Origin of the sequence: Streptomyces sp. NPDC096176, from assembly GCF_044763255.1 — a bacterium.
In the GTDB taxonomy this organism is placed as follows: domain Bacteria; phylum Actinomycetota; class Actinomycetes; order Streptomycetales; family Streptomycetaceae; genus Streptomyces.
Genome location: NZ_JBIWFV010000008.1, coordinates 341,313 through 361,820 on the forward strand (window position 1 = coordinate 341,313; position 20,508 = coordinate 361,820).

17 protein-coding genes and 1 pseudogene are annotated in these 20,508 nt (G+C 69.7%); 7 read left to right on the forward strand and 11 right to left on the reverse strand.

The window, feature by feature from the left end; translation table 11 throughout:
* Positions 1-6: 6 nt before the first annotated feature.
* Both ACIQ7Q_RS23950 and ACIQ7Q_RS23955 read right to left on the reverse strand, forming a co-directional pair.
* Complete coding sequence (locus ACIQ7Q_RS23950; RefSeq protein ID WP_403865638.1) at positions 7-1,353, reverse strand: 6-phospho-beta-glucosidase; 1,347 nt, start codon at positions 1,351-1,353, stop codon at positions 7-9.
* A gap of 69 nt (positions 1,354-1,422) precedes the next feature.
* Positions 1,423-3,171 (reverse strand): FAD-dependent oxidoreductase, encoded by a 1,749-nt coding sequence (locus ACIQ7Q_RS23955; RefSeq protein ID WP_403865641.1) that lies wholly within the window; start codon positions 3,169-3,171, stop codon positions 1,423-1,425.
* A 214-nt stretch (positions 3,172-3,385) separates the two neighbouring features.
* Between ACIQ7Q_RS23955 and ACIQ7Q_RS23960 the strand changes: the two genes are divergently transcribed.
* Positions 3,386-3,820: a YchJ family protein gene (locus ACIQ7Q_RS23960; protein WP_403865644.1), complete on the forward strand. Its 435-nt coding sequence runs from the start codon at positions 3,386-3,388 to the stop codon at positions 3,818-3,820.
* Positions 3,821-3,868: 48 nt separating this feature from the next.
* Positions 3,869-4,270, forward strand: coding sequence for a hypothetical protein (locus ACIQ7Q_RS23965; protein WP_403865647.1), 402 nt, complete (start codon positions 3,869-3,871; stop codon positions 4,268-4,270).
* A gap of 206 nt (positions 4,271-4,476) precedes the next feature.
* On the opposite strand, the pseudogene ACIQ7Q_RS23970 reads toward ACIQ7Q_RS23965, so the two are convergent.
* Positions 4,477-4,639, reverse strand: a pseudogene (locus ACIQ7Q_RS23970) (acyl-CoA synthase); the annotation flags it as partial.
* A gap of 105 nt (positions 4,640-4,744) precedes the next feature.
* The gene (locus ACIQ7Q_RS23975; RefSeq protein WP_403865849.1) at positions 4,745-4,951 is read right to left on the reverse strand and encodes a hypothetical protein; all 207 of its coding nucleotides are present in this window, start codon (positions 4,949-4,951) and stop codon (positions 4,745-4,747) included.
* Positions 4,952-5,138: 187 nt separating this feature from the next.
* On the opposite strand from ACIQ7Q_RS23975, the gene ACIQ7Q_RS23980 reads away from it, so the two are divergent.
* Positions 5,139-7,085, forward strand: coding sequence for an AMP-dependent synthetase/ligase (locus tag ACIQ7Q_RS23980; protein ID WP_403865650.1), 1,947 nt, complete (start codon positions 5,139-5,141; stop codon positions 7,083-7,085).
* Positions 7,086-7,155: 70 nt separating this feature from the next.
* Here the strand turns inward: ACIQ7Q_RS23980 and ACIQ7Q_RS23985 are convergent, their stop codons facing one another.
* Positions 7,156-8,226, reverse strand: coding sequence for an ATP-dependent DNA ligase (locus ACIQ7Q_RS23985; RefSeq protein ID WP_403865653.1), 1,071 nt, complete (start codon positions 8,224-8,226; stop codon positions 7,156-7,158).
* A gap of 54 nt (positions 8,227-8,280) precedes the next feature.
* On the opposite strand from ACIQ7Q_RS23985, the gene ligD reads away from it, so the two are divergent.
* Complete coding sequence (ligD, locus tag ACIQ7Q_RS23990) at positions 8,281-9,303, forward strand: non-homologous end-joining DNA ligase (RefSeq protein ID WP_403865656.1); 1,023 nt, start codon at positions 8,281-8,283, stop codon at positions 9,301-9,303.
* 85 nt (positions 9,304-9,388) lie between these two features.
* Here ligD and ACIQ7Q_RS23995 read toward each other — a convergent pair whose 3' ends face one another.
* On the reverse strand, positions 9,389-11,554 hold the full coding sequence (locus tag ACIQ7Q_RS23995) for an OmpL47-type beta-barrel domain-containing protein (RefSeq protein ID WP_403865851.1): 2,166 nt from the start codon (positions 11,552-11,554) through the stop codon (positions 9,389-9,391).
* A 53-nt stretch (positions 11,555-11,607) separates the two neighbouring features.
* Positions 11,608-14,103, reverse strand: coding sequence for a ThuA domain-containing protein (locus tag ACIQ7Q_RS24000; protein WP_403865658.1), 2,496 nt, complete (start codon positions 14,101-14,103; stop codon positions 11,608-11,610).
* A gap of 198 nt (positions 14,104-14,301) precedes the next feature.
* Here ACIQ7Q_RS24000 and ACIQ7Q_RS24005 point away from each other — a divergent pair, with 198 nt between their 5' ends.
* Complete coding sequence (locus ACIQ7Q_RS24005; RefSeq protein ID WP_403865661.1) at positions 14,302-15,297, forward strand: multicopper oxidase domain-containing protein; 996 nt, start codon at positions 14,302-14,304, stop codon at positions 15,295-15,297.
* Here the strand turns inward: ACIQ7Q_RS24005 and ACIQ7Q_RS24010 are convergent.
* Positions 15,294-16,163, reverse strand: coding sequence for a hypothetical protein (locus tag ACIQ7Q_RS24010; protein WP_403865663.1), 870 nt, complete (start codon positions 16,161-16,163; stop codon positions 15,294-15,296). The genes ACIQ7Q_RS24005 and ACIQ7Q_RS24010 overlap by 4 nt on opposite strands.
* A 277-nt stretch (positions 16,164-16,440) precedes the next feature.
* On the opposite strand from ACIQ7Q_RS24010, the gene ACIQ7Q_RS24015 reads away from it, so the two are divergent.
* A complete protein-coding gene (locus tag ACIQ7Q_RS24015; protein ID WP_403865666.1) occupies positions 16,441-17,238 on the forward strand; it encodes a VOC family protein in 798 nt (265 codons plus the stop codon).
* A gap of 90 nt (positions 17,239-17,328) precedes the next feature.
* Complete coding sequence (locus ACIQ7Q_RS24020) at positions 17,329-17,574, forward strand: WhiB family transcriptional regulator (RefSeq protein ID WP_403865669.1); 246 nt, start codon at positions 17,329-17,331, stop codon at positions 17,572-17,574.
* A gap of 48 nt (positions 17,575-17,622) precedes the next feature.
* Here ACIQ7Q_RS24020 and ACIQ7Q_RS24025 read toward each other — a convergent pair whose 3' ends face one another.
* The 3 genes from ACIQ7Q_RS24025 to ddaH all read right to left on the reverse strand — a co-directional run bounded on the left by ACIQ7Q_RS24025 (position 17,623) and on the right by ddaH (position 20,458).
* Positions 17,623-18,534, reverse strand: coding sequence for a chitosanase (locus tag ACIQ7Q_RS24025; RefSeq protein WP_403865854.1), 912 nt, complete (start codon positions 18,532-18,534; stop codon positions 17,623-17,625).
* A gap of 55 nt (positions 18,535-18,589) precedes the next feature.
* Positions 18,590-19,564 carry an acyl-ACP desaturase gene (locus tag ACIQ7Q_RS24030; RefSeq protein ID WP_403865671.1) on the reverse strand — a complete coding sequence of 325 codons (975 nt, stop codon included), beginning with the start codon at positions 19,562-19,564 and terminating at the stop codon, positions 18,590-18,592.
* Between the two features lie 117 nt (positions 19,565-19,681).
* Positions 19,682-20,458 carry a dimethylargininase gene (gene ddaH / locus ACIQ7Q_RS24035; RefSeq protein ID WP_403865674.1) on the reverse strand — a complete coding sequence of 259 codons (777 nt, stop codon included), beginning with the start codon at positions 20,456-20,458 and terminating at the stop codon, positions 19,682-19,684.
* Positions 20,459-20,508 lie beyond the last annotated feature (50 nt).

Genomic DNA, 20,508 nt, shown 5'->3' on the forward strand with positions numbered 1-20,508 from the left:
GGGCCCCTATGGCCGGTTCAGGTAGCGGAGGCCCGGATGTTCGGCCCGGTAGCCGTCGACGAGCCGGCGGGCGACGTTCACGGAGTCGACCAGGGGGTGCAGCGCGAAGGCCTTCACGGCGACCGCCCGCGAACCGCTCTCCGCCGCGGTCAGCACCTCGCGTTCGACGGCCTTGACCGCAGTCACGAGCCCGACGGCGTGAAGGGGAAGGGGATCGACCGCGACCGGATGCGCGCCGTTGGCGTCGACGAAGCAAGGGACCTCGACGACGGCGTCCGCGTCCAGCACCGAAAGGGTGCCACGGTTGCGGACATTGAGGATCAGCGTGGTGCGCTCGTCGCGGGCGACGGCCCGCATCAGGGCGAGCGCCACCTTCTCGTATCCGCCGGACTCCAGATCGTCATCGTCGCGTTCGCCGATCCCCGCGGCCTCGCGGTTCGCCGCCATGTAGGTGGCCTCCCGCTCGGCGAGCGTACGCCGCCAAGTGGCCAGTGCAGGCGTGCCGGGCTGCCGCATCTCCTCGTAGAAGCCGGCCTGCTGGGTGTGCAGGAAGGCGCCCCGGGTCTGCTTCGCCTCCTGGTAGGCGCGCACGGTCTCGCGGTTGAAGTAGTAGTAGTGCAGATACTCGTTGGGGATCGCGCCGAGCGTCCGCAGCCACTCGGGGCCGAAGAGCCTGCCCTCCTCGAAGGAGGCCAGCGCCTCGGTGTCGGCGAGCAGCCGTGGCAGTTGGTCGTGTCCGCCGACGCGCAGCCCGCGCAGCCAGCCGAGGTGGTTGAGGCCGACGTAGTCGATCCACGCGGTCGCCGGGTCGGCGCCCAGTGTTGTGGCCACGCGGCGTCCGAGTCCCACCGGCGAGTCGCAGATGCCGATGACGCGGTCACCGAGAACGCGGCTCATCGCTTCGGTGACCAGGCCCGCCGGGTTGGTGAAGTTGATGACCCAGGCGTCGGGGGCGAGCTCGGCGACGCGGCGCGCGATGTCCACGGCCACCGGCACCGTGCGGAGGCCGTACGCGATGCCCCCGGCGCCGACGGTCTCCTGGCCGAGGACTCCTTCGGCGAGCGCGACCCGTTCGTCGGCGGCGCGGCCCTCCAGCCCGCCGACCCTGATCGCTGAGAAGACGAAGTCGGCACCCCGCAGGGCCTCGTCCAGGTCCGTGGTCGCCCCGACCTCCGGCGCGTCCTTGTGCGCGGCCGCCTGTTCCGCGAGCACTCCGGCGACGGCGTCCAGCCGCCCGGCGTCCACGTCGTGCAGGGCGATCCGCGTAACCCGGCCCTCCGCGTGATCGCCGAGCAACGCCCCGTACACGAGGGGCACACGGAAGCCGCCGCCGCCGAGAATGGTGAGCTTCATGCCCGTACGCTACTCGGCGTCGCGGGCTGCTCGTCGGCCCCGGCCGGGCCGTCGGCCGGGCCTGCCGGTTCAGCCGAGGTCGAAGGCGTTGGGCAGGCCGAGACGGTAGCGGGTGCGGTCGTGCCGTCTGAGCGGTTCCATCTCCGGGGCGCGGAACAGGGGGGTGATCGTGCAGCGGGGAGCCGGGGAGCCGGAGCGGTCCAGCAGCGCGTTGACCGCAGCGCGGGCGGAGGCGTTGGCGCCCTCCATGGTCGCCAGGTCGATGTCGACACTGACGTAGTCGCCGGCCAGGTAGAAGTTCGGGATCCGGGTCACGGCCTGCGGGCGATTGTGGAACGTCCCCACGGGGTGGATGAGGAGCTCGTCGTCGTTGGTGGGGTTCGGGGTGCCGAGGCCGTCGACGCCGGGGTCGAGGAACCAGGAGTGCAGGGAGCTGTCCTTGAGGACCACCTTGCCGGTGTCGTTCAGCGCTGCCTTCAGCTGCGCCCACACCTCTTTGGCGACCTCGGCGCGGGTGCACTGCTTGGCGGTCCTGCCGTACAGGATGCCCGGCCGGTCCCATTCGGAGATGTCCACGGACACACAGTCCACCGCCACACCGTCGCCGTAGTCGGCAGGGAAGTCGCGGTCCGGCCAGTGCGCCGCCTGCTGGATGGCCGTCAGCGACCAGGGTGAGTCGATGCAGTTGAGATGACCGTGCAGCAGCGGGGCTCTCTCGGTCAGATAGAACTGGATGCCCGTCATCCAGTCGGTCTGCAGCTTGTCGCAGCGTGCGAGCTGCGGATCCGCCGCACGCAGCTCCTGGCCCCAGGTTCGCCGGGCGTGCTCCACCGGCATCGCGGAGATGTAGTGGTCGGCCGTCACCGACTCACCCGCGCCCTGCGGGTTCTCGACGACGACACCCGTCACCTGCCCGGAGGCGTACTGCACCTCCCGTACGGTCCAGCCGACGCGGAACTCCACGCCCAGTGAGTCGAGATGAGCCACCCACGGGTCGATCCACGCCTCGTTGGTGGGTGCGTCGAGGATCCGGTCGAGCGGCCCGTCGGCCCCGCGCCCGAGCGCGTTGAAGACGAAGGCCTCCAGCAGGGTGGCGACCGTGCGGGTGCTGGCTTCCTCCGCCTTGGTGGCCACGATGTTGCGGGTGAGTCCGACGGCGAGGATGCGCTGGTAGTCGTAGCTCATCTCCTCGGCCCTGATGAACTCCCACCAGGGCGTGCGTTCCCACGTACGGTCGCGGCGCTCGTCGCAGCTGGTGAGGAAGACCAGCAGACGGTTCACGAAGTACGCGGTCTCGTGGAACGGGATGCCGAGGGCCGTGTCGAGCAGGCCGGTCAGTGCCCGGCGGATGTCGTCGAGGGTGAGGTCGGGTGGCTGGTGGCCGGGCCACGGGAGGGGGATGCGCAGATCCTCGCTCCCGGTGCGGGCGAACGACATCTCGGACGGCGCGACCAGGTTGTCCCAGACGCCGCGCGGGTTCCCGGGGAAGGGGATGCGGCGCATGGTGTCGGGCAGGTTGTGGTAAATGCCGGGGATGAAACGGAAGCCGTGCTCGCCGGGGAGCGGTCTGCGCCCACCCTTCGCGCTGTCGGGTACGTCCATGCTTCTGGCCTTGCCTCCGAGGGCCCGGCGCTCGTACACGGTGACCCGTAAGCCGCGCTCCGCGAGTTCGTGAGCGGCCGTCAGCCCGGCGACGCCTCCGCCGAGGACGGCGACGGAAAGGGATGGCGAGACCTGGCGGGTGGCTGCCGCGGCGGTGGGGGCGACCCCCACGTTGCCGAGGGCCGCGGCGCCGCCGACTCCGGCGGCGCCTGCCATGAAGGTGCGCCGTGAGGTAGGGCGCCCGGTGTGTCCTGCATCGTGATGTCCTGAGTTGCGGTGTCCTGGACTGCGTCGGGAGGTGCCAGAACGATCCATCCGAGCCCCCTTACCGTTGGTAACTGTCGCACCCGGCGCTGGAGCATACGGAGATCCCTCACGACTCGGAAGCCACGCGGGAGCCCCGGTCGCGCAATGGCTGGAAAATGAAGCCATGGCCAGACGCATCAAACGCACCAAAGGCACCACGCCTCCCGCCCTCACCGCAGACTCGCCGTGCCCCTGCGGCCTGCCGGACACCTACGCCCGGTGCTGCGGGCGGTTCCACAGCGGAGAGGAGTCCGCGCCCACCGCGGAACTGCTGATGCGTGCGCGCTACAGCGCATTCGTCGCCCACGACGCCGCGTATCTGCTGCGCACCTGGCACTCGTCGACGAGGCCGCCGCATCTCGAACTGGATACCGGCATGCAGTGGACGGGTCTCGAGATCGTCGACACAACGGACGGCAGCGCGTTCCACACGGCCGGCGCGGTCACCTTCCGCGCCCGCTACCGTCACCACGGCAATCGCGGTGAGCTGCACGAGCGCAGCAACTTCGAACGGGAGCAGGGCGCCTGGGTGTACGTGGACGGCACCTTCCTGGAGTGAGCCGACGAGGGCGGCCCCCGGGCCGGTAGGAGCTGGTTCAATGCACACGTGATCGAACTGATCGAAGTGCTGGTGGCCGCAGCGTGCGCCGCTCTCGTCGGCCGGCTGGTGCTCCGCAGACGCCGGCAGCGGGCGGCCGCCGTCGCCGCGGGCGAAGAGGCGGGCATCCCGTGCATGCTCAAGCGCTCCACGGGCGGCTCGCGTTGGCGACCGGGGCGCCTGCTGATCGGTGCGGGCCCGCTCACGTGGCAGGCATCCTGGGGCGGCCGTAAGTCCGCCCTCCCCGCCGGACTGCGCCGCACCGGGGTGCGGGCACCGTCGGTGCGCGAGGCGCTGGGCATCAACCCGGGATCCCGGATCGTGGAGTGCGAGGCGGCGGACGAGATCATCCTGATCGCGGTCATGCCGCAAGAACTGGACCAGGTCCTGAAGGCCGTCGACAGCGCCTGAGCACATGTTCAGGGCGGCAGCCCGACCCCGCCTCCCGGCCGCCGCCGTGGGGCGGACCGAGCCCCGCAACCAGCGTCGCGCCCCCGCGCCCCGGGGCCGCGCCTCGGACCCGTGGCTCAGAACTCTGGCCCCGGACCCGCGCCCCGGTCCCGCCCGCCGGCACCCGAGCGCCCCGCGTCAGCGGATGCGGCGGCCCGAGATCGCAGCATCCGCCCGAAGACCTCACGGAGCACCGCGCTGCCGCAGCTCCCCCTGCATGACCTCGCCGATCTCCTTGCCGGACAGGCCCTTCACGATCCTGGCGAACTCCTCGGGAGAGACCGCGGAAAAGTCGAGGCCGCCCAGCTCGCTGCCGATACCGTCTGCCACAGCGCTTCCTTGCTCCGGAGTGAACTTACCTTTGGGTAAGGTACGAAAGGCCGCCCCTCGAACAAGACGGGGCGGCCTGAAGGAAGAAGTGAAGGACCGGGGCGTTCAGCGACCGCGCCGCGGCCCGACCGTGAGCCGGGGGTCATAAGCGGCCAGCACCTTGTTGGCCCGTGCCAGCGTGGACAGTGCGTGTTCCCTGTCCGCCCGGTCCTCCGCGCAGAGCGGGCCGCGGAACAGGCCCACCTCGCGTGCGGCGCACTCGGCGTCGATCTCCGCCTGCAGGATGTGGACCGGCATGCAGGAGCCGATCATCACGGCGACACGGTCGGGGATCGGTACCGGGACGAGGGGGGACGCGATCACGTGAAGTCCTTCTCTACCATTTACGGGTCGCCCCGTTGATTTCTCGTTACGCGGGAGTAAGTTGCCCCGCGAGTAAGTGCCGAGGTCCCGTCAACTCCCTGCCCGCGAACCGCGAACCCGCGAACTGGAGCCGACCATGGGCGTACACAAGGATCTGAAGAGGGCGAAAAAGCACAGCGATCTCGCCGATCGCGTCCCGGTCGAACTGGTCAGGGAGGACGGTGTCGTACGAGAGGCGCGCACAGCGCTCCTCGTCCGGCCGTCCGTCTCCGGTAGCACCGCCGACATACCTTACGCGAACGCCGCCGAAGCACCCGAATCAGTGGTGCTGCGCCGAAAGGGTGACGACGGTCGCTGGCGACCGGTCACCGCCGCCGAATTCGCACGTCAAGTGACCGAGACCGCCAAGGGGTTGATCGAAGCGGGTCTCGAGCCGGGCGGCCGCGTCGCCGTGATGTCGCGCACACGGTACGAATGGACTGTGCTCGACTTCGCAGTCTGGGCGGCCGGCGGGCAGAGCGTGCCGATCTACGCGACCTCCTCCGCGGAGCAGGTCGCATGGATCCTGCGGGACAGCGGTGCCGCCCAAGTCGTCGCGGAGACACCGGAACACGCCGAGCTCGTGGGCGAGGCCGCCCACGGCATGGACGCACCGCCCCGTGTCTGGACCCTCGACGGCGACGCGATGGTGACACTGGCCACACTCGGCAGGGAGATTCCCGACGAGGAGATCACCGCACGGCGCGCGGCGCTCACGCCCGACTCCGTCGCCACCCTCTGCTACACGTCCGGCACCACGGGAAAGCCCAAGGGCTGCATGCTCACCCATGGCAACCTGCACGCCGAGGCGTCCAACACCGTCGAGCTGCTCCACCCCGTCTTCCAGGCCGTCACCGGCCAGACGGCGTCCACCCTGCTGTTCCTGCCGCTCGCCCACATCCTGGGCCGCACCATCCAGATCGCCTGCCTCATGGCGCGGATCGAACTGGGGCACTGCCCCAGCATCAAGCCCGACGAACTCCGTCCCGAGCTGCAGAGATTCAGGCCCACCTTCCTGGTCGGGGTGCCGTACTTCTTCGAGAAGATCCACGACACGGGCCGCGCCACTGCGGAGAAGATCGGCCGCGGAGCCTCGTTCGAGCGTGCGCACCGCATCGGCGTCCGGTTCGCGGAGGCATACCTGGCGAAGTTCCTCGGCACGGCCACCCGCACCGGCACCGCCAAAGGCACCGGAAGAGGCCCAGGGCCCGCCCTCACCGCCGCCTGGGCGCTGTACGACCTGCTCGTCTACCGGCGCATCCGTAAGGAACTCGGCGGACGGCTGCGCTACGCGATCAGCGGCGGATCGCCGCTCGACCGCGAACTCAATCTCTTCTTCTGCGCCGCGGGCATCGTGATCTACGAGGGGTACGGGTTGACCGAGACCACCGCGGCCGCCACGATCATCCCGCCGCTCGCCCCGCGGCCCGGCACCGTCGGGCAGCCCGTGCCCGGCACCGCGATCCGGATCGCCGACGACGGCGAGGTGCTGATCAAGGGTGGCATCGTCTTCGACTCGTACTGGAACAACCCGGCGGCAACCGGTGACGTGCTCCACGACGGGTGGTTCGCCACCGGCGATCTCGGCGCCCTGGACGACGACGGGTACCTGACCATCACCGGCCGGAAGAAGGACATCCTCGTCACCTCGGGAGGCAAGAACGTCTCACCCGCCGTCCTCGAGGACCGGCTGCGCAGCCGCCCACCGGTCGGCCAGTGCGTCGTCGTCGGGGACAGCCGCCCCTACGTGGCCGCGCTCATCACCCTGGAGCCGGAGGCGATGGAGCACTGGCTGGCCGTACGGAAGCGCCCGACGGGCACTGCGCTCGCCGAGCTCTGCGAGGACCCGGAGCTGATCGCCGACGTCCAGCGGGCCGTGGACCATGCGAACGCGGCGGTCTCCCGCGCCGAGTCGATCCGCCGGTTCGCGATCGTGCCGGGCGAGTTCAACGAAGAGAACGGCCTGCTCACTCCGTCGTTGAAGATCAAGCGCCATGCGGTGGCCGCCGCCTACGCGAAGGAGATCGACACGCTGTACGCCTGAGCCGACCGACCGACTCGGCATGGCTCTCCCCTCGTGGTCCGAGGATCCGGCACCCGGCGACGAGCCGTGCTCAGCGCCCGGGGGGAGACAGCACCTCGGCCAGGTCATAGCTCACCGGCTCCTCCAGCTGTGTGTACGTACAGCCGGCGGGCTCCCGGTCGGGCCGCCAGCGCCGGAACTGCGCCGTGTGCCGGAAGCGGTCGCCCTCCATGTGGTCGTAGGCGACCTCGACCACCCGCTCGGGTCGAAGCGCCACCCATGACAGGTCCTTCTTGCCGGACCAGCGGCTCGGCGCACCGGGCAGCCGGGCGCTCTCATGGGCGCTCTCCTCCGCCCAGGCCGCCCAAGGGTGATCGCCCACCGAATCCAGGCGCAGCGGCTCGAGCTCCTCCACCAGCTCCTCGCGCCGCTTCATCGAGAACGCGGCACAGACGCCGACGTGCTGCAAGGCGCCGGAGTCGTCGTACAGGCCGAGCAGCAGCGATCCGACGACCGGCCCGGACTTGTGGAAGCGGTAACCGGCGACAACGACGTCGGCGGTCCGCTCGTGCTTGACCTTGTACATCAGCCGGGTGTCCGGCCGGTAGGGCAGGTCCAGCGGTTTGGCGACGACCCCGTCGAGGCCGGCGCCCTCGTAGTGCTCGAACCACTCCTGTGCGACCTCCACGTCGGTGGTCGCGGGCGCGAGGTGCACGGGCGGCCGCGCGTCGGCGAACGCCTCGGTGAGCATCGTCCGCCGCGCCTTGAGCGGCGCGTCCAGCAGCGACTCGTCCCCGAGTGCGAGCAGGTCGAAGGCGACGAAGCTGGCAGGTGTCCGTTCGGCGAGCATCCGCACCCGGGAGTCCGCGGGGTGGATGCGCTCGGTGAGCCGGTCGAAGTCCAGCCGCCCCTGGTGTGCGATGACGATCTCCCCGTCGACGACGCAGCGGGCCGGCAGGTTGGCCGACAGCTCGACGACAAGCTCCGGGAAGTACCTGGTGAGCGGCTTGCCGGTCCGGGAGCCGATCACCATCTCGTCGCCGTCGCGGTGCACGATCGCCCGGAAGCCGTCCCACTTCGCCTCGTACTGCATCCCCGGTGGGATCTTCTTGACGGCCTTGGCCAGCATCGGCTTCACAGGCGGCATCACAGGCAGATCCATGCGTCGATTCTGCCCGATATGCGACATAACCGCCCTCGGCCTACCGTGGCCCACATGGGTGCAGCGGGTGCAGCGGTGGAGCTGGAAGCAGGCGGGCGGACCGTACGTGTGTCCAATCCGGACAAGATCTACTTCCCGGAGCGGGGGTTCACCAAGCTGGACGTGGCGCGGTACTACCTGGCCGTCGGGCCGGGGATCGTCCGGGCTCTCCGCGACCGGCCGACGACGCTCGAGCGCTACCCCGAGGGTGTGGAGGGCGAGTCGTTCTTCCAGAAGCGCGTCCCCAAGTACCTCCCCGACTGGATCCCGACCGCGCACATCTCCTTCCCCAGCGGGCGCACCGCCGACGAGATGTGCCCCAACGAAGTCGCCGCCGTGATCTGGGCTGCCAACCTCGGCACGCTGCCGTTCCACCCGTGGCCGGTGCGCAGAGGAGCCGTCGACCACCCCGACGAGCTGCGCATCGACCTCGACCCGCAGCCGGGCACCGACTTCAAGGACGCGGTCGCCGCCGCACACGAACTGCGCGCCCTGCTGGACGAGTACGGTCTGCGCGGCTGGCCCAAGACGTCCGGCGGTCGTGGCGTGCACGTCTTCGTGCCGATCGAGCCCAACTGGGAGTTCACGGGGGTGCGCCGCGCCGCCATCGCGGTGGGCCGGGAGCTGGAGCGGCGGATGCCGGGCCGGGTGACCACGGCGTGGTGGAAGGAGGAGCGCGGCGAGCGGATCTTCGTGGACTACAACCAGACCGCCCGCGACCGCACGATCGCCTCGGCCTACTCCGTACGCCCCCGCCCTCATGCCCCCGTCTCCGCCCCGCTGCGCTGGGAGGAGCTCGACGACGTGTCGCCCTTCGACTTCGACCTGGCCACGATGCCCGGCCGGTTCGCCGAACTGGGCGACGTGCACGCCGACATGGACGACAATGCCTTCTCGCTGGAGGGCCTGCTCGAACTGTCGCGCAAGGACGAACGCGATCACGGCATGGGTGACCTGCCCTACCCGCCCGACTATCCGAAGATGCCGGGAGAGCCGAAGCGCGTCCAGCCGAGCCGCGCGAAGAAGTCCGCGACCTGAGCCACGGCCTGCCGGGCGCCGGGGACGGCAAAGGGCCACCTCCCGGGCGGGAGGAGGCCCTTTGCGCGCGAGCAGAAGGTAAGAGCTAGAGCTCCTTGATCCGGATGTCGCGGTACGAGATGACGTCCGTGGTGCCGTGGACCTGGAGGCCGATGTAACCGGAGGCGTACCGGCGGCCGTCCGTGCCCGGGTCGTCGGAGCGCGGGGGCTCGAAGACCTGGCCGCCGGTGTTGTCGAACTCGTTGATCAGCTTGCCGTTGCGGAAGATCGAGTAGTGCTGACCCTCCACCCGGATCTCGTAGTCGTTCCAGGTGCCCTTCGGCGTCACTCCGGCGCCGGCGAGGCCGACGCGGTCGAAGCCGTAGATCGAGCCGGACTTGTACATGTCGCCGTCCGGGCGGTCCAGGACCTGTACCTCATGTCCGTACTTGATCGCGACCCACTCCGGACGGGACTCCTCCGGGTTGTCGTGGACGTACGGGAAGCGGACGAAGACACCGCCGTTGGCGTTGCCCGAGCCCGGTGCGTCGTCGCGCCACTGGAGCTTCAGCGAGAAGTCGCCGTACTGCCGCTGCGGGAACCACAGCATGCCCATGCCGGGCACGGTCGTGCTGCTGGTCATGGCCCCGTCCGCGCTCAGTGAGAACTTGCCGCCGCCGACCTGCTGCCACTTGGTGAACGTCTCCTCGGTGCCGTCGAAGAGCTTGCGGTAGCCGTCGGTCTGGCCCGGCTTGCCGATGCCGGACTGCTTGGCGGCGCGGTAGATCTTCCGGTGCTCGCGGGCGTCGATGACCCCCTCCTCGAGCAGCGTGTCGATGACCTTGTCGACGTGCTTGAGGAACAGGGCGTGCGAGGACCAGTCCTTCTCGTCCTCGATCAGCTCGTTGACGGTGCAGCGACTGCTCGTCATGCGGTTCGGGATGCCGGTGTCGACCGTGCCGACGATCACGGTCGCCCGCTCGTCGTACTCGGGGCAGTTCGGCGCGGGGACGCCGCCTCCCTCCACGACGGTGAAGGACAGGGTCTTGGCGGCCGAGGTGTTGCCCGCCTTGTCCGTGGCCCGGTAGAGGACCGTGTGGAAGCCGACCCGGTCGACCAGCACGGGCTCCGTGTACACGAGGTACGGACCGCCGTCGAGCGAGTACTCGACCCTGTCGACGCCCGAGCCTCCGGAGTCCACCGCGACGACGGTCACCGTGGCGCTGGTGATGTACGCGCCGTCGGAGTTCTGCTTGCCGGAGACGCCGGCCGTGGTCTGCGGCGGTTCCTTGTCCTCTGCCGGCGGCGCGACGACCGTGAAGTCGACGGACTTCTCCGCAGCGGCGTTGCCCGCCTTGTCGGTCGCCTTGTAGCGGACCTTGTGCGTACCCGCCTCATCGACCGTCACCGGGCCGGCGTACGGCTGCCAGGCGCCGTCACCGAGCACGTACTCGATGGTGTTGACACCGGAGCCGGCGTCCGACGCGGTGACCGTGACCGTGGCCATGCCCAGGTAGCGGCCCTGCTCGTCCTTGTCGCCGCTGACCGTCGCCGAGGTCTCCGGCGCGGTCGTGTCGTCCGTCGGCGGTGCGGCGACGGCGAAGGCGACCGCCTTCTCCACCTCGACGTTGCCCGCCTTGTCGTACGCGCGGTAGCGGACCTTGTGGGTGCCGACCTGGTCGACGACGACGGGCGCCGTGTACGGCTGCCACGGGCCGTCCGCGCCGACCGCGTACTCGATCTTGTCGACGCCCGCGCCCTCGTCGGTGGCCGCAAGGGTGACGGTGGCCTGGCCGACGTAGGCGCCGTCGGCGTTCTTGTCGCCGTCCACCTTCGCCGTCGTGACGGGTGCGGTGGTGTCCTCGCCGCTGCCCGCGGTGACGGTCAGGATGCCCTGCATCGAGCCGTGACCCGGGATGGTGCAGTGGTAGAAGTATCGGCCCTCCGTGAGGTTGACCTCGGCAGTGTGCTTGCCGCCCATGTCGTCGTTCGGATTGGCCAGGATGTTGAGCGGGACGTCGTTGTTGAACTCGACGTCCGACACGGAGAACGTCAGCGTGTGCGGCATTCCCGTGGTGTTGCCGGTGGCCGTGCTGTTCTCGAAGACGATCGTCGCGGGGCCCGCCACCGCCGTGGTCGGGAAGGACAGGTACTTGTCGATCGCGTCGCCGGCCTTCCAGGTCAGCACCTGGGCGGCGGCCGCCTGCCGGCCGTCGGCCGGCGCGGTGTCGGTCTTTCCGTACGCGGCCGCGGACGTCAGTCCGACAATCATCGCCACGGCGGCCAGCAGGGCCGTCCAGAAGCTCGCGGTTCTGTGTCCGAAGGTCACTGCGCCGCCTTCCTCGCCAGTTGGTCCGCGGCCGGGGTCGCCCCGCCGCCCTTGTAGGTCACGCGCCACAGCGCGGAGTTGGTGTCCGAGGTGAAGAACCCGCGCCCGTAGTCCAGGACGTAAAGCGACCCGTCGGGCGCGAACTTCCAGTCCATGAGGTTGCGGATACCGCCGGAGCCCACCGGGATGATCTTCTTGAGCGACTCGGCGTGCACGGGCAGGCCGCCCTTGCCCACGGTCTTCGGATCGGTGAGCACCGCGTGCCGCGGCTGGTCTCCGTCGTAGAAGTCGCCGACGAACCACTTGCCGTCCCAGTACGCCGGCCACTTGACCGCCGAGTCGCTCGCGGCGTCGAAGCGGTAGACGGGGCCGTTCATGGTGGCCTGGCCGCCGCCCTTGAGCCACGGCAGCAGGAGCTTCTGCTCCTCCTGCTTGTAGCTCGGAATGCCGTTCGCGTCGCGCGGGTAGTCCACGCCGCCGCCCTGCGGCGAGTACCAGATGGTGTTGGGAGTGACCGGCGGCAGGTTCACCAGGCCGTCGTTGTTCGGGGACTCGTTCTTCGGGGCGTCGCAGTCGTACCAGCCGAGCGGCTTGCTCGGGTCGGGAAGATTGCGGTCGCGGTAGGGCTGGTTGTTGCCCATGCAGTACGGCCAGCCGTGGTTGCCGGCCTTGGTGATGGCGGCGAAGGTGTCGTACTTGGCCGGACCCCAGGTCGTCGAGGGCGCACCCGCGTCCGGGCCGACCCAGCCCGCGTAGAGGATGTCGGTGTTCTTGTCGACGAAGATACGCGCCGGGTTGCGCACGCCCATCACATAGATCTCGCCGCGGGTCTTGCCGCCGCCCTCCGCCGTCTCCTCGCCCGTGAACAGGTTCCCCGCGGGGAGCGTGTAGGTGCCGTCGTCCTCGGGGTGGATCCGCAGGATCTTGCCGTTGAGGTTGTTGGTGTTGCCGGCGGTGCGGCGAGCGTCGGCGAAGGAGACGCCCTTGAAGTTCGGCTCCGGGTTGTTGCCCGAGTAACCGCCGCTGAAGCCGGACGAGTTGTTGTCACCGGTGGCGATGTAGAGGTTCTCCTCGGAGTCCCAGGCCATCCCGCCGCCCGAGTGGCAGCAGCTGTGGATCTGTACCGGCCAGTGCAGCAGCACCTTCTCGCTGGACAGATCGAGCTTGTCGGTCGCCAGATCGAGAGTGAAGCGGGAGACCCGGCGCTCGGCCATGTGCGTGTCCCGGTTGATCTCCGAATGGGGCGTGTAGTGCAGGTACACCCAGCCGTTGGTCATGAAGTCGGGGTCCAGCTCGATACCGAGCAGACCTTCCTCGTTCTTGACCAGCTCGTCGCCGCCGCCCTTGTTGCCGAAGACCGTCAGCGCGCCCGCCTTGGTGACCGTCTTGGTCTTCGGGTCGTAGACGTGGATCTCGCCCTGGCCCTTCCCGATGTCCGGGTTGTTCCAGTCGGTCACGACCGGCCGGGACGAGTCGGCGCCGCCGCGCCCGATGTACAGCACCCGCCCGTCGGGGGCGGTGACCAGTCCGTGCGGCTCGCCGACCTGGTCGTTCTGGCCGGGCTGGTTGGGCCGGGTGACCCGCTCGGCGGTGTAGTTGGCGTCGATGGTGGCCTTGCAGTCGGCCTGCGAGAGTCGCGCCGTCCAGGCGAGCGCGCCGCGCAGATGGTCGCGGAAGTCCGTCTCCGCGTAACTGTCGACCGTGCCGCCCATGCCGGTGTAGAAGGAGCGGCCGCCGTCGTAGTCCCGGCACCAGGAGATCGGGTGGTCCCAGCCGTTGCCCTTGGCGGCCGGGGTGTAGGAGCTCTCCTTGACCCGTGCCACGGTGTGCACCTTGCCGGAGGGGTTCTCCGCCCAGTTGAACCACTTGTCGGGCCGCTTCCACTGCAGGGGAAGCGACTTCGTGGCCGGATGCGTGCGGTCGCCCACCTCGACGACGGCCCGTTGGCTGCTGCTCGGCGCCCCCGTCGGCCGGGCGCCGATCAGACCGGTGAACCAGTCCGAGTACGGCTCCGTGCGGGCCGCTTCATGGATGCCGACGAACCCGCCGCCCGCCTCGAGGTACGACTCGAGGCCGGCCTCCTGCTCGGGGTCGAGCACATCGCCGCCGCCGGTCAGGAACACCACGGCGTTGAACCTGCCGAGCCGCTTGGCGTTGGTGAACACCGCCGGGTCGTCGGTGGCCTCCGTCGTGAAGCGGCCTGCTGTCGGGCCGGTCAGCCCGATCGTCTCGATCGCGGAGATGCCGGCGTTGACGGTCGGCGACTCCGCCGTGGAGGAGCCGTGGAAGACGAGTACCCGCACTTTCGCGCCACCCGGCGGTGACGGCAGGGACAACGTTGTCGCCGCAGGCTCCGGCGGATAGGGCGCGGCGCTTGCGGCACCGCCGCCCCCGAGCAGGGAAGCGGTCAGGGCGCCGACTCCAAGTGCCGCAGCCAGAAGGCGTGTTCGGGATCTTGGATTTCCGGACCTGTGATGTGGTGCGCGCTGCATGTGGTCACCCACCCCTCTTTGGTCACAACAACAGCCGTTGAAGCTAGACCTCTTTTCGCGGTTCGCCAATAGATATGACCGCATCACGACGAACTTTGTCCTGACTGTGGATAAACGAAGATCACCCGGCTACCGTGTGGCCGTCCCCGGGGTCAGTTGCGCCCCGTCAATCTCTGCCGACGACTGGAGAGTTTCGACATGGACAGACGGAGCTTCAACCGGCGTCTGCTCGCGGGCGGCGCGGCAGCGGCGGCCACCGGCGTGACATCGTTGTCGGTCGCTTCCGCCTCCAATGCTGCCTCCCCTGCGGCCAAGGGCGCACCCAGGACTGCCCAGGCGGGCGGGCAGGTACGTCATCTCAAGCTGTACGCCGAGAAGATGGCGAACGGGCAGATGGGCTACGGGCTGGAGAAGGGCAAGCCGACGATTCCCGGCCCGCTGATCGAACTCGTCGAAGGGGACACCCTGCACATCGAGTTCGAGAATCTGATGGACGTGCCGGTCAGTCTGCATCCCCACGGGGTCGACTACGACATCGCCAACGACGGCACGAGGATGAGCCGCAGCCACGTCGAACCGGGTGCCACCCGCACCTACACCTGGCGCACGCACACCCCCGGCAACCGCTCCGACGGCACATGGCGGCCGGGCAGCGCGGGCTACTGGCACTACCACGACCATGTCGTCGGCACCGACCACGGCACGGGCGGCATCCGCAAGGGTCTGTACGGGCCGCTGGTGGTGCGCAGAAAGGGCGACATCCTCCCGGACAAGCAGTTCACCATCGTCTTCAACGACATGACGATCAACAACCGGCCCGCCGCCGACCCGCCCAACTTCCGTGCCACCGTAGGTGATCGCGTGGAAGTCGTCATGATCACGCACGGCGAGTACTACCACACCTTCCACATGCACGGTCACCGCTGGGCGGACAACAGGACCGGCCTGCTCGCCGGCGCCGACGACGTCAGCAGGGTCATCGACAACAAGATCACAGGTCCCGCGGACTCGTTCGGCTTCCAGGTGATCGCCGGCGAACACGTGGGCGCCGGGGCGTGGATGTACCACTGCCACGTCCAGAGCCACTCCGACATGGGTATGGCCGGACTCTTCCTCGTCGCCAAGCCGGACGGCACGATTCCGGGCTACGAACCGCACCATCCGGAAGGCTCGGGCGAGGAGCACGCCCACTAGCCACCGACGGTGCACAGGTCCCACACCGCCCACGCTGTGCACGGCTCGGGCTGCACGTAGATGCGAGGACCGCGGCCGACGACCCGGCGGCGCCCGACGGCGGTGCCGTCGGGCCGGACGAGGGTCGTGGTCGCATACGGCTCGGCGGCGGTGCCGGTGAGCGTGCACAGGACGAGACGGTCGACGTCGTCCTCGTACCCGCCGAAGAGGGCGGCACCGCCGCCGTGCACCGCGAGGGCCCTGGCTCCGGCCACCGGCGTCGACCGCACGGTCACCGACCGGCCCTCGCGGATCTCCAGCAGCGGCCACTCGGTGTACGGGCAGGCCCAAGCGGTGCCCTTGTCCACGTTGAGGGCGTAGCAGTCCGCCACGTACTCGATCTCGGACGCCGGCTTCATCTCCCACAGGGCCTCGCCCGACGCCGACCAGCGGCGCAGGCCGGGCTCGCTGAGCGGATCGTCACCGAACACGCCCTCGTCGAAGTAGCCCACCCACAGGTCCCCGGACTCGTCCGCCAACAGATGCTGGATCGCGTCACCGACGGCGAAGGACCAGGAGTGCCTGCCCAGAGCGTCGAATACCTGGACATGGTCGGCCCCGCCGCGTCGGCGGGCGTCGGCGACGACGAAGGCGCCGTCGGGCAGTGCGTCCAGCATCGGGTACCGCGCGGTCACGGCGCTGAGGTGGGTCTCCTGGACCTGGGTGTCGTCGACGGTCACCACCAGAGCGTCGTAGGGACCGCGGGCGGGGCGGTCGCCCAGCAGCCAGTGGGCACGCCCGAACGCGTCCACGGTGCTGTGCAGGACCACCCGCTGCGCGTGCGTGCGTGGCAGCCGGGCGTAGGGAACGAGGGACATGGTCTCCATGTGGTGCTCCTCGGCAGTGGCGTGCTTGCGTGGGGACTCGGGCGACAGTCGTCCGGTCCGGCGGCGCGTTGGCCGAGGGAAGGAGCGCCCGGCGGCTACGCGACATGAGCCTTTCTGGTCGTCATGACCGTGATCCTCGCGGACGACGCGGCCCGGACGCAACGGACTTCGGCGAAGGCGCGGGGTCGCCGGGCGGCGCGCCGTACTGCCCCCGCGCGGGACGGGGAGCAGACTGGGCACCGTCAATTTCGGGGGACCGGCCCCGATGGAGGGAACCATGCTCACCACCGCGTATGCCCCAGGCTCCCCGAACTGGATCGACCTCGGCACACCCGACCTCGAGGCGGCGAAGGCCTTCTACGGCGGGGTGTTCGGCTGGACTTTCCTGTCGGCCGGGCCGGAAGCGGGCGGCTACGGGATGTTCCAGCTCGACGGCAGGACGGTCGCGGCCGGCATGACCGTGCCTCCGGAGCAGGGCCCACCCGGCTGGAGCGTCTACTTCCGGACGCCGGACGCCGACGCCACCGTCAAAGCGGTCGAACAGCGCGGCGGCACGGTGGTGTTCCAGCCCATGGCCGTCTTCGACCAGGGCCGGATGGTGATCTTCCTCGATCCCGCGGGAGCCGGCTTCGCCGGCTGGGAGCCCGACCGGAACCAGGGCCTCGACCGGGTGGACGACCCGGGCGCGCTGTGCTGGCTGGAGCTCTACACCCCCGAGCCGGACTCGGCCCTCGACTTCTACGGCGACGTCTTCGGGTGGGAGAGCTCGTCCATGCCCCTGCCGGACGGCAGCGGCAGCTACACCATGGTCCACCCGGGCGGCGCGGGCGAGGACGCCATGTTCGCCGGTGTCGTACCACTGAGCGCCGACCCGCTCGAGGCCGCCGGCGGGCCTTACTGGCTGCCCTACTTCGCCGTCACCGACTGCGATGCCACCGTCGCCACGGCCCAAGAGCTCGGCGCCGACATCAGGATGGCCCCGGTCGACCTGGAGGGCGTCGGCCGCTTCGCCAAGCTCGGCGATCCGGCGGGCGCCCGGTTCGCCCTACTGCAGAGCTTCCGGTCGGCGTCCTGAGGTACGGAAAGAAGCGGTGACGGACGCGGGGCGGGAATCATTGATGCTTCATTGACCAGGTGTTTATCCGCGCGCTGCAACGTGTCACGCATGCCGATCAACACCACCACCGAGCAGGAACTCGCCTGGCAGGAGAGCGCTTTGTGCGCCCAGGCGGGCCCCGAATTCTTCTTCCCGGCCCCGGGCTCGTCCACCCGCGAGGCCAAGCAGCTGTGCGGAGCGTGCGAAGGCAGAGTGGCCTGCCTCGAGTACGCGCTGACCCACGACGAGCGGTTCGGCGTCTGGGGCGGCCTCTCGGAGAAGGAACGCCACCGCCTCAAGAGCACCGGCCGCTGACCGCCGCCTGCGAGTCACTGACGCCTGCCGTCCCACGATCCCGGCGGCTCAGGAGGTGACGCGGAAGGTCTCCCCGTAGACGCGCCACTCCAGCGGGACGTCCAGATCCACATTCCCGTTCCGCAGGAACACCCGCTGAGCGGTGTCGATGCGCGAGGTGTCCCTGCTCTGCTCGGTCCGCTGTCGTCCGATCACGGCCCGGCCGGCGTCGAGGAAGGCGTTCAGGTAGGCCTTCTCGTCGCCGCCCTCCGCGGCCGTGTCGGCCTTCGCCATCGCCGCCTCGCGGATGCCGTAGAAGCCCTCGGGGCCGATCCCCGGGCCGTGCAGCACCATCGCGTCGTAGTAGATGAACTGGCCGAGCGTGGACAGGCCGTCCATCTTGGCCAGCCGCACCGCCGGGTCGAAGTAGATCCGGTCGCGCATCGCGTCCTGCGCCGCCCGGAAGGCGGGATCCTCCGCGGCTTCGGCCCAGGCCGCCTCGAAGGGGGCGCCCAGGCCCTCGTGCGAGTCGCTGCCGTCGACCTTGCGCAGGGCAGGGAGGTAGCGGGCCAGCGGGTTGTCCGGGTGCCTGTCGGTGACGTACTCGACGAGCTGGAGCATGTCGTTCGTGCCCGAGCAGAAGCCGACGATCCCGGCCGTGTAGCCGTTGCCGTCGCCGATGTCCTCGATGGCGCCGTACTGGCCGCGCCAGTCGAGCGTCGAGTTCTCCGCGCTCGCCACCAGCTTGGCGGCGAGCTCCTTCTTCCCGGGAGCGGCGAGCCCCGCCGGCATCGCGTCGATGCGGTCGTCCAGCTCCTGCTGCTCGTCGGGGGTGTCCGCCTTCAGTGGATCGGGCGCCGCGGTCGTCCGGCTGATGCGCAGGCTCGGGTCGTCCTTGGGGCGCTGCGGCTCGCCGCCCCCGCCGAAGTAGACGGAGGCGGCGATGGCTATCGGGGCGCCGACCAGGACGACGCGCGTCAGGGGTTTCACGCCGGACAGCGTACGGTGCCGTCCGGCGGTCCCTGAAGGAGAGGGCTCAGCCCTGTGCGCGCGCGGCCATCCGGGCCTTGCGGGCCGCGAGCTTCTCGTCGAACTTGGACGCCTCCGAGTTGAGCCCGCCCATGTACAGGCCCAGCTCCTCCTGCGCCTTCTGCCCCTCCGGGCCGAGGCCGTCGATGTCCATGACCTTCAGGAAGCGCAGGACGGGCTGGAGCACGTCGTCGTGGTGGATCCGCATGTTGTAGATCTCGCCGATCGCCATCTGCGCGGCGGCCCGCTCGAAGCCGGGCATGCCGTGCCCCGGCATGCGGAAGTTCACGATCACGTCGCGCACGGCCTGCATCGTCAGGTCGGGGGCGAGCTGGAAGGCCGCGCCCAGCAGGTTGCGGTAGAAGATCATGTGCAGGTTCTCGTCGGTGGCGATGCGCGCCAGCATCCGGTCGCAGACCGGGTCGCCCGACTGGTGTCCCGTGTTGCGGTGCGAGACGCGGGTCGCGAGCTCCTGGAAGGAGACGTACGCCACCGAGTGGAGCATCGAGTGGCGGTTGTCGGACTCGAAGCCCTCCGCCATGTGCGCCATCCGGAACTGCTCGAGCTTGTCCGGGTCGACCGCGCGCGAGGTGAGCAGGTAGTCGCGCATCACGATGCCGTGCCGCCCCTCCTCGGCGGTCCAGCGGTGCACCCAGGTGCCCCACGCGCCGTCACGGCCGAAGAGGGAGGCGATCTCGTGGTGGTAACTGGGGAGGTTGTCCTCCGTGAGGAGGTTCACCACCAGCGCGATCTTGCCGATGTCCGTGACCTTGGACTGCTGGGGCTCCCAGGCCTCGCCGTCCTCGAAGAGGCCGGGGAAGTTGCGGCCGTCGGAGAACGGCACGTACTCGTGCGGCATCCAGTCCTTGGCGACCTTGAGATGGCGGTTGAGTTCCGTCTCCACCACCTCTTCCAGCGCGTACAGCAGTCGGGCGTCGGTCCACGCTTCCGAACTGCCGAGGTGGGGAGAAGTGAGGGTCACGGGTGCTCCTGGGGGACGGGGAGAGTTACCTACGTACTCGTAGGTTACGAAACCGTAGGTTAAGCACGCGATAAGGCCCGGGCCAAGCCCGCGAGAAAAATGTCCGATTGTGTCCCGTTATGCATGCAGGTCGCGCAGGCGAACGGAGAGGCAGGTAACGCATCCTTCGAGCTTCTCGAACTCGGAAATGTCGACCAGAACCGGCTCGTGCCCAAGGTCCGCGAACAGCTCCGCCGTCTTCGGCGCACTCGCCGCCATCAGCAGTTTCGCGCCGCCGAGCAGCACGACATGGGCCCCTGCCCCCTCCGGGACCGGCAGATGGCGAGGGAAGACCGTCGGCGTGTCGACCAGTGGCGGGTAGCCGACGACCGTCGTGTCGGGCAGCGCCGTGACCGCCGACTTCAGATGGAGCACCTTGCTGACGGGCACGGCCACCACCCGCGCCCCCAGCGGTTCGAAGGCGGCACGCAGCTGCCGCACGCCCTCGGCGTTGGTGCGGCCACCGCGGCCCACGTACACCGTATCGCCGACCTTCAGGACGTCCCCGCCCTCGAGCGTGCCCGGTTCCCACACCCAGTTCACCGAGCAGCCGAGCGCCGCCAGGGTCTCCTCGACCGCGGCGGTCTCCGGCCTGCGGGACTCGGCCCCGGGACGGGCGATCAGCGCGACGTTGCGGAACATCACCACGGTGTCCTCGACGAAGACGCCGTCCGGGCAGTCGTCGGCGGGTGGCACCTCGACGGTCTCCCAGCCGTGCTCGCGGAGTGCCGCCGCGTAGGCCTCCCACTGCGCCAATGCCAGGTCCACATCCACCGGGCTGCGCTCGATGTGGGTGACCAGCCCCTCGGCGAGGCGAGGGCCTGGGCGGCGGATCAGTGCTTTTCTGCTGGGCACGGAGGCATCTCCAGACGCGCGCTGTCGGTGTCCGGTCGCGCCCATCATGA

Excerpts from the sequence above, each read along its gene's own strand:
- ACIQ7Q_RS23950 (WP_403865638.1), bottom strand. The coding sequence starts at position 1,353 with ATGAAGCTCACCATTCTCGGCGGCGGCGGCTTCCGTGTGCCCCTCGTG.
- ACIQ7Q_RS23955 (WP_403865641.1), bottom strand. The coding sequence starts at position 3,171 with ATGGCAGGCGCCGCCGGAGTCGGCGGCGCCGCGGCCCTCGGCAACGTG.
- ACIQ7Q_RS23960 (WP_403865644.1), top strand. The coding sequence starts at position 3,386 with ATGGCCAGACGCATCAAACGCACCAAAGGCACCACGCCTCCCGCCCTC.
- ACIQ7Q_RS23975 (WP_403865849.1), bottom strand. The coding sequence starts at position 4,951 with ATGATCGGCTCCTGCATGCCGGTCCACATCCTGCAGGCGGAGATCGAC.
- ACIQ7Q_RS23980 (WP_403865650.1), top strand. The coding sequence starts at position 5,139 with ATGGGCGTACACAAGGATCTGAAGAGGGCGAAAAAGCACAGCGATCTC.
- ACIQ7Q_RS23985 (WP_403865653.1), bottom strand. The coding sequence starts at position 8,226 with ATGGATCTGCCTGTGATGCCGCCTGTGAAGCCGATGCTGGCCAAGGCC.
- ligD (WP_403865656.1), top strand. The coding sequence starts at position 8,281 with ATGGGTGCAGCGGGTGCAGCGGTGGAGCTGGAAGCAGGCGGGCGGACC.
- ACIQ7Q_RS23995 (WP_403865851.1), bottom strand. The coding sequence starts at position 11,554 with ATGATTGTCGGACTGACGTCCGCGGCCGCGTACGGAAAGACCGACACC.
- ACIQ7Q_RS24000 (WP_403865658.1), bottom strand. The coding sequence starts at position 14,103 with ATGCAGCGCGCACCACATCACAGGTCCGGAAATCCAAGATCCCGAACA.
- ACIQ7Q_RS24005 (WP_403865661.1), top strand. The coding sequence starts at position 14,302 with ATGGACAGACGGAGCTTCAACCGGCGTCTGCTCGCGGGCGGCGCGGCA.
- ACIQ7Q_RS24010 (WP_403865663.1), bottom strand. The coding sequence starts at position 16,163 with ATGGAGACCATGTCCCTCGTTCCCTACGCCCGGCTGCCACGCACGCAC.
- ACIQ7Q_RS24015 (WP_403865666.1), top strand. The coding sequence starts at position 16,441 with ATGCTCACCACCGCGTATGCCCCAGGCTCCCCGAACTGGATCGACCTC.
- ACIQ7Q_RS24020 (WP_403865669.1), top strand. The coding sequence starts at position 17,329 with ATGCCGATCAACACCACCACCGAGCAGGAACTCGCCTGGCAGGAGAGC.